This window comes from Limosilactobacillus kribbianus (genome assembly GCF_026413145.1).
Taxonomy (GTDB): Bacteria; Bacillota; Bacilli; order Lactobacillales; family Lactobacillaceae; genus Limosilactobacillus; species Limosilactobacillus kribbianus.
The window spans coordinates 1-7,315 of record NZ_JAOVYZ010000066.1 but is presented as its reverse complement, the minus strand read 5'-3'; the positions used below and the strand labels follow the sequence as shown (position 1 = coordinate 7,315).

General features: G+C 43.4%; 5 protein-coding genes and 1 pseudogene. 2 read left to right on the top strand and 4 right to left on the bottom strand.

Annotated features, from left to right (window positions below; translation table 11 throughout):
* A partial coding sequence (locus OCT58_RS09620; RefSeq protein ID WP_267202622.1) for a transposase occupies positions 1–475 on the top strand: 475 nt, incomplete at its 5' end.
* Positions 476–502: 27 nt separating this feature from the next.
* On the opposite strand, the gene OCT58_RS09615 is transcribed toward OCT58_RS09620, so the two are convergent.
* The gene (locus OCT58_RS09615) at positions 503–742 is read right to left on the bottom strand and encodes a serine-rich glycoprotein adhesin (RefSeq protein WP_267202621.1); all 240 of its coding nucleotides are present in this window, start codon (positions 740–742) and stop codon (positions 503–505) included.
* Between the two features lie 665 nt (positions 743–1,407).
* Entirely contained in the window at positions 1,408–2,598 is a 1,191-nt protein-coding gene (locus tag OCT58_RS10415; protein ID WP_305069141.1) for a serine-rich family protein, read from the bottom strand.
* A 316-nt stretch (positions 2,599–2,914) separates the two neighbouring features.
* Between OCT58_RS10415 and OCT58_RS10410 the strand changes: the two genes are divergently transcribed.
* Positions 2,915–3,967, top strand: a complete 1,053-nt coding sequence (locus tag OCT58_RS10410) for a hypothetical protein (RefSeq protein ID WP_305069140.1) — start codon at positions 2,915–2,917, stop codon at positions 3,965–3,967.
* 1,307 nt (positions 3,968–5,274) lie between these two features.
* On the opposite strand, the pseudogene OCT58_RS10490 reads toward OCT58_RS10410, so the two are convergent.
* Positions 5,275–5,487: pseudogene (locus OCT58_RS10490) on the bottom strand (serine-rich glycoprotein adhesin); the annotation flags it as partial.
* A 491-nt stretch (positions 5,488–5,978) separates the two neighbouring features.
* Positions 5,979–7,028 (bottom strand): dTDP-glucose 4,6-dehydratase, encoded by a 1,050-nt coding sequence (gene rfbB / locus OCT58_RS09605; RefSeq protein WP_267202620.1) that lies wholly within the window; start codon positions 7,026–7,028, stop codon positions 5,979–5,981.
* Between the last annotated feature and the right edge of the window lie 287 nt (positions 7,029–7,315).

Genomic DNA, 7,315 nt, shown 5'->3' with positions numbered 1-7,315 from the left:
AAATGCTATTTTTAGTAATTTCCCCCAGGCAAAGTTTCAACGCTGTTGGGTTCATGTTGCTCGTAATTTAATGGGGCATGTTCGTAAGCATGATCGTCGGGAGATTATGACAGACTTTAAAATGATTCGTCAAGCAGCTACGTTAGAAGCCGCCCAAGCGGACTTAAGCAACTTTGTTGCGAAGTGGGATCAAAAATACCACCGTCAGCTGATCAAAATTCAGAATTATCAGGATTTGTTTACCTTTTATGATTTTCCGCCAGCTATTCGTAATACTATTTATTCGACGAATCTAATCGAATCATTTAACAAGCAGGTCAAAAAACGACTTCACAAAAAGGAACAATTCCCTAACGAAGCAGCTTTAGACCGATTCTTTGTCACGCAAGTGATGGACTACAATGATAAGTTTGAAAATCGCTCTCACCGCGGCTTCAAAACTTGTCGTGATACTTTAGACGCGATGTTTCATTAATTCATCTAAATCATACGCTAAGGCTTTCTAATTTACACAAACTTCTTGACACTCTCGCAAACCAAGGCCCTTTAGGTAGGAATCAACTGTATCTGAAAAACGGCCGTCCAATTCATCTGGATCAGCGTATGAGTCGCCCTTCGTTTCTACCTTTTTTGAAAAATGCAAGATACTAAAGAAGCGCGTCAGACAGCTCACCCAGCCCTGATGAGTCTTATACATTTTAACCTTACTGTACTTTTCTTCGTGATCTTCTTTTCTTGTCATTTTATCTCACCTCTTGCAGTAGCCTTTCCCTTATCAGTAGATATTCAAATTCGCAATTTTATGTATTTTGTAGGAAGGCTAATTTTGTTGCCTATATAATAAATCGTTATCGTTTTATAAGTCAACGTTTATACTCAACTTTATTTCAATTTAAAACATTAGTTTACAAAAGAGACGTTTTTGCACGTTTTTCTGCCGCAAGGTGGCGCTTTCTTTATTCAAATGCTTGAGCGAAAATGTTTTCATTCTAAAACACTGCAAAAATAGTAGTGCTGTTCATTTCCATAAATTTAATCACTTATCGCGTGATTGCTCGAAAAGTTCTTCACAATTAGTTCTTAAAAACTTCAAAAATCGCGAATAGCTATACCTTATTAAGCTGTTTCGTTTCTTTTATGAATTTTCTTATAATTATCAATGAGATTCAAGCAATTTTATGGAAGAAAGAAGACCAGCAGCCCAAAGTGTTAATTTAAGTAGCTAGTCGCTTAGCATTTTATTTCTCGGTTTTTCAAATTAAATTGAATTAATAACACCCCATCCAGAAACTTTAATATTCCAAAAAGCGACGTTAGACGAAACTCAAAAATTTCATCTAACGCCGCTTATTTTAGTAGAACGATTTGCCTACTCTTAATGCTGCAAAATTTAGTGCGTCTTACTAATCATTCACCATCTTGGTACCGCTTCTTCCCAAATGGCAGGAAAGCTAACAGCGCATCAAGAGCAAGCGCACCTAATGCAAAGGCTGACAAACTTTGGGAACGATTCCCAGTTTGTGGCAACTTATTCTGGCCAGCCGAAAGCGAACGCTCAGCTGACGTAGAAGTGCCAAGTGAATTTGCTACGGAAACACTCGTTGACGACAATGATGTTGCACTTGTCAACTCACTTTGAGAGTTTTCAATTGACCGTGAGCTACTGGTTAATGTTGAAACGCTCAAAGAATTGCTCGTCGGCAGGGACGCACTCGTGCTTTGCCAATCGCTCTCCGATGTCAGCTGACTTACAGAAGTGTCGGTTGAGTGGGTTGTACTGATCGATGCACTTGCAGGCATCGAAATGCTGCCACTTTCGGACTCCGAAATACTTTGAGAACTATCCGCCGACTCACTGGTCGAAAGCGAGCCACTAGCCGACGTACTCATCGGTAACGAGGTACTGTCGCTTGCCGACAGAAACTGACTCTGCGAGCTGCTCGTTGATCCCGGCCGGCTCCCCGAATCGCTGGTTGAAAGTGAAGCACTACCGGAGCCACTCATCGACGTTGAAACGCTACCGTTATCAGACATTGAAGTACTCAAGGAGTTGCTCTTCGATCCTGGTTGGCTTTCGGAAGCGCTATTGGAGTACGAAACGCTGCTTGACGTACTCGTTGGCAACGAAACACTGTCGCTTGTTGACAAAGATCCGCTTTGAGAGCTGCTCTTTGAGGTTGGTTGACTCTTAGATGCACTAGTTGAAAATGATTTACTACCAAATTCACTCGCTGACGTTGAAATACTACCGCTTGTTGGCATTGAAGTACTCAGTGAATTGCTCTTTGATCCCGATTGACTTCCAGAATTGCTGATTGAGGTCGAAATACTGCCAGAGTCACTCGTCGACATTGAAGTACTGCTACTACCAGACTTTGAAGTACTCAAGGAGTTACTCTCCGATACTGGTTGACTCTCGGAAACACTAATTGACGTACTCGTTGGCAGTGAAGCACTGGTGCTCGTCGACAAAGATCCGCTTTGAGAACTACTCGTTGAAGCCGGCTGACTCTTAGAAGCACTGGTTGAAAGCGACTTACTGCCGGAATCACTCGTCGACAGCGAAGTACTGCCACTACCAGACTTTGAAGTACTCAAGGAGCTGCTCTTTGATTCCGGCTGGCTTTGAGATTTACTAATCGAAAATGAGGTACTGGTCGACAAACTCGTTGATGTTAATGCACTGCCACTATCCGATAGCGAAGCACTCATGGAACTACTGTTAGATACCGATTGGCTTTCAGAACCACTGAATGATGCAGATGCACTCAACGAATTGCTCTTCAACAGCGACTCGCTCCGGGAAGTACTGATTGAGCTCGAAACACTGTTTGACAAGCTCATCGACGTAGATGCACTACTACTTTCTGACATTGATTGACTTTGCGAATTTGAAGCACTAAGGGATTCACTGGTGCTGAGTGATAAGCTTAACGATTCGCTGGTACTAAGCGAAGTGCTGGTGCTCAATGACGTACTCATACTCAGTGAAGTGCTCATACTTGTTGAAGCGCTCTGCGAACTACTTACACTTGACGAGGTGCTAAGGCTTGTTGAAACGCTGGTACTTACTGATGTGCTTGTACTTGTTGAAGTGCTCTGCGAACTACTTACGCTTAGCGAAGTGCTAAGGCTTGTTGAAACGCTAGTACTTAATGACGTACTCAGGGACGCACTAGTACTCAATGAAGCGCTCGTACTGGTTGAAATACTTTGTGAACTGCTTACGCTTGACGAAGTGCTAAAGCTTGTTGAAACGCTGGTACTTAACGATGTACTCAGAGACGCACTAGTACTAAGTGAAGTGCTTGCGCTTAATGATGCACTTGTACTCAGCGATGTGCTCGTACTGGTTGAAGCACTCTGTGAACTACTTACGCTTAGCGAAGTGCTAAGGCTGGTTGAAACGCTGGTACTTAATGACGTACTCAGAGACACACTAGTACTAAGTGAAGTGCTCGTACTAAATGAAGTACTAGTGCTTAATGATGTACTCGTACTCAGCGAAGTGCTCGTACTGGTTGAAGCACTCTGTGAACTACTTACGCTTAGCGAAGTGCTAAGGCTGGTTGAAACACTGGTACTTAATGATGTGCTCAGTGAAGTGCTCGTGCTTGTTGAAGCACTCTGCGAACTACTTACGCTTGACGAAGTGCTAAAGCTTGTTGAAGCACTGGTACTTAATGACGTACTCAGGGATGTACTAAGTGAAGTGCTGGTGCTTGTTGAAGTACTGTGCGACCCACTTACACTTAACGATGTACTCAAGCTGGTTGATGCACTCGTACTAAATGACGTACTCATACTTGATGAAGTGCTTTGCGACCCACTCACGCTTAATGAAGTACTCTGCAAAGTGCTTGTACTCCCCGAAATACTTGCACTAGTTGAGCTGCTCGTTGATTCCGAACGCTTAATCGACTCTGAGATTGACTGGCTCTGCACAATGCTTTTTGAGGTTGACTGACTTTCGCTCATTGAATGACCGGATTCACCCTCATTACTAGATTTATCTTGCTCTACAGCTTTAACTTCTTTGCGACCACCCTTGCCTGACAGTGTTGCGGTTGAACTTGCATTAGCGCTAGAGTCAGTGGGAGTAGTAGTGAAGTATACATACATTGGCTGCTTTGATTTATCGACACCATTAAATGTAAAGGCACCTGGCTTATTAATACTAATGGCGTGGTCAGTTGTATGACTCTGAAAGTATGCTGAAACCAAATAATCATAGTCTTTGTCTGGGTAGGTATGATTAGTAGCATCTAAAGGATTACCATCAGCGTCAGTAATCTCATCATCAGGAACATCCTTTACAATAATACTTGATTTGTCAACAGTTTGATTAGGGAATGTAGCATTAAAGTTAAAGTCAGTCAGATCAGCTTTATTGTAGTTAATGTAGATCCCCCACTTAATCTTGCCAGTAGTGGTATCCTTGCCAAAACAGACATACTTTAAGAAGGGGTGCGTTGTTTCATAACTAGCTTTGCTTGGTGGCAACAATGTCATTGCGGTTGATAAATTGGTAGTATTTCCACTATGAGTAACAGTGATTGGAACATCAATCGTTTTGTTTGCCTTAACAATTTCTTTTGGCATTATACCAGTCTTAATAGCAAAAAAGGCTTTAGGATAATTGTTTTTAGCTGTTAACCTATAAGCTCCAGAGCCGAGATTTTCAACGTCGAAATCTTTTGTTGTAAAGGCTTTGGTATCGTAATTGAGTTTAGTAGAATCACCTACTTGAACAGTATAGATGTCACCTTTTTTGACATTATAGAGCCATGGACTGACAACTTGAACGGTAGCCCAGTCATACCCACCGGCAACCCCTTGAGTAGAACCCGAATAAATGGTTGAAGTTTGCCATTTATTGGTTGGAACAACGTCTGCAATGCTTGTATTGCTAGTTGCACCAGTAGTCGCAGCAAATGCAAAAACAGCTGGTGTAGTGTCAGCGCTAGTTTCAGTTTGAGTTGTCTCGTTAGTAGCTAGACTACCCATGTAGACGTTTTTCGTCGTTGAACCACTAACCATGCTTTCTGATGCTTGGCTAGTTGAGACCGAGGTGGAACTAACTGAACTGCTTGTGGTCGTCGTGCTGTTGAGCTGCGACGTGCTGGTTGAATTGTTGGAATTACTCGTTGAATTAGCATTACTTTCAACTTGTGATGTGCTAGTCGTCCCCAATGTGCGCGGTGCGTTCGGATCAACAGTGTCAGTTGCCGCATGGACTGCGGTTGGCTCCAGAGTGCCGGCCACTGTCCCGATCCCCATCATCGCCGTCATAACCCCGAGTCCTTTAAGATAAGAATGCACATCGTCGGCAAGCGGGTTTTCATCTAACTCGTCGGGATCGGCAGTCACGGTTTTAGATAAATTGAAAATCGCAAAGAAGCGCGTTAAGCAGCTCACCCAACCTTGGTGAGTCTTATACATTTTAACTTTACTGTATTTTTCTTCGTGATCTTCTTTTCTTACCATTTTTCTTTCGCCTCTTATTTTTTAATGGTAGTCTCTGGCTTATTTAAAATTTAATGGGAGACTATTTTGAACGCCTATATAATAGGGCCTTATCGTTTTATAAGTCAATACTTCTCTTTGATTTCATTCTAAAATATTTTTTCAGGCAAGCCGTTATCCTTGCGCTTTGTTTAACAGTAGAGTGCGTTCTGTTCATTCAAAGATTAGAATGAACTTAATGTCACTTTAGTTTTCCTCAAAACGGCAATTTTTATTCACCGATTTTTCAGCATTTATTATCAAATGATTAATTAAAAATCATTCATTATTCGTTATTTATAATTATTAATAAAGCATTGTTTTTATAAAGCAAATTATATCCAACGACAAAAAGCGTTTTTCAGTTTTCAGAATCGTAAATTTGCACCAAATTAAGCAACTTGATGCTGGAGCAGCACGGTTTGTGCAATAAAAAACTAGCTACTCAGATTCAAGTAGCTAGTTAATTTTTATCATTGCCCGTGCTCAGCGTACTTGGCTTCCACCGCAGCCTTCTCGGCTTCCCACCAATCGCGATGCTGAGTGTACCAGTCAATTGTGTGCTGCAGGCCGGCCCGAAAGTCGGTGAACTCCGGCTCACAGCCTAATTCTGTCCGCAGTTTGGTCGCGTCGATGGCGTAGCGCAGATCGTGGCCCGGACGATCCTTGACGTGATCGTAGGCGTCCTTGGGCTGACCCATCAGCTCCAGAATTAATTCGAGGACTTCCTTGTTGTTCTTTTCACCGTTGGCCCCGATCAGATAGGTTTCACCGATTCTGCCCCTAGTCAGAATATCCCAAACGGCGCGGGAGTGGTCGTTGGTGTGGATCCAATCGCGGACGTTCTTGCCGGAACCATAGAGCTTCGGCTGGATGCCACTCAAGATATTGGTAATTTGCCGCGGGATGAATTTCTCGATGTGCTGGTACGGCCCGTAGTTGTTCGAACAGTTTGAAATCGTGGCCCGCAAGCCAAACGACCGCACCCAGGCCCGAACGAGCAGATCAGAGCTGGCCTTCGACGAAGAATACGGGCTCGACGGTCGGTATGGCGAGTCCGGTGTGAACTTTTCACCCGGCCCCTCGCCGTGCCCCGGCAGATCTTCGCGCAGCGGCAGATCGCCATAAACCTCGTCGGTAGAAATGTGGTGGTAGCGAACGCCGTATTTCTGGCAGGCCTGAATAAGGGTGAAGGTCCCCTCGATGTTGGTCTTGATAAAGGGTGTCGGATCGATCAGGGAGTTGTCGTTGTGACTCTCGGCAGCATAATTCACCACGGCGTCGGCATCCCCCACCAACCGTTCGACCAGCTCCTGGTCACAGATATCGCCAACAACCAATTTAACCCGCTCTTTCGGCAAGCCCGCGATGTTGGCGGGGTTCCCGGCGTAGGTCAATTTGTCCAGGACCGTGATGTGCTCCACTTCGGGATGGTACTTGACCAAGTAGTGCACAAAATTGGAGCCGATGAAGCCACAGCCCCCGGTGACAATGATGTTTTTAAACGATTTCTTATTTTCCATCTTTAATTCCCAGCTTTGTAATTTGCTCTTTTACTTAATAATAGCTGATAAAGTTAATATATCCAGCACTATTTCTCACTACAAATCATCCTTTTTGTCCCTTCCTCGGACAAAAGATACCATGCTAAAATATTGAGCGGAATTATTTTAGTAGGGAGTTTTATGAAAGGCAGATTGCAAGAAATAACTTGAACGAATTTAATGACGTAAATTAAGCAGGAAGATCTCGATTGGTGTGCGCCAGTTAAGACATTTAAGTGGCCGGGAATTCAGATACCAATTGATTT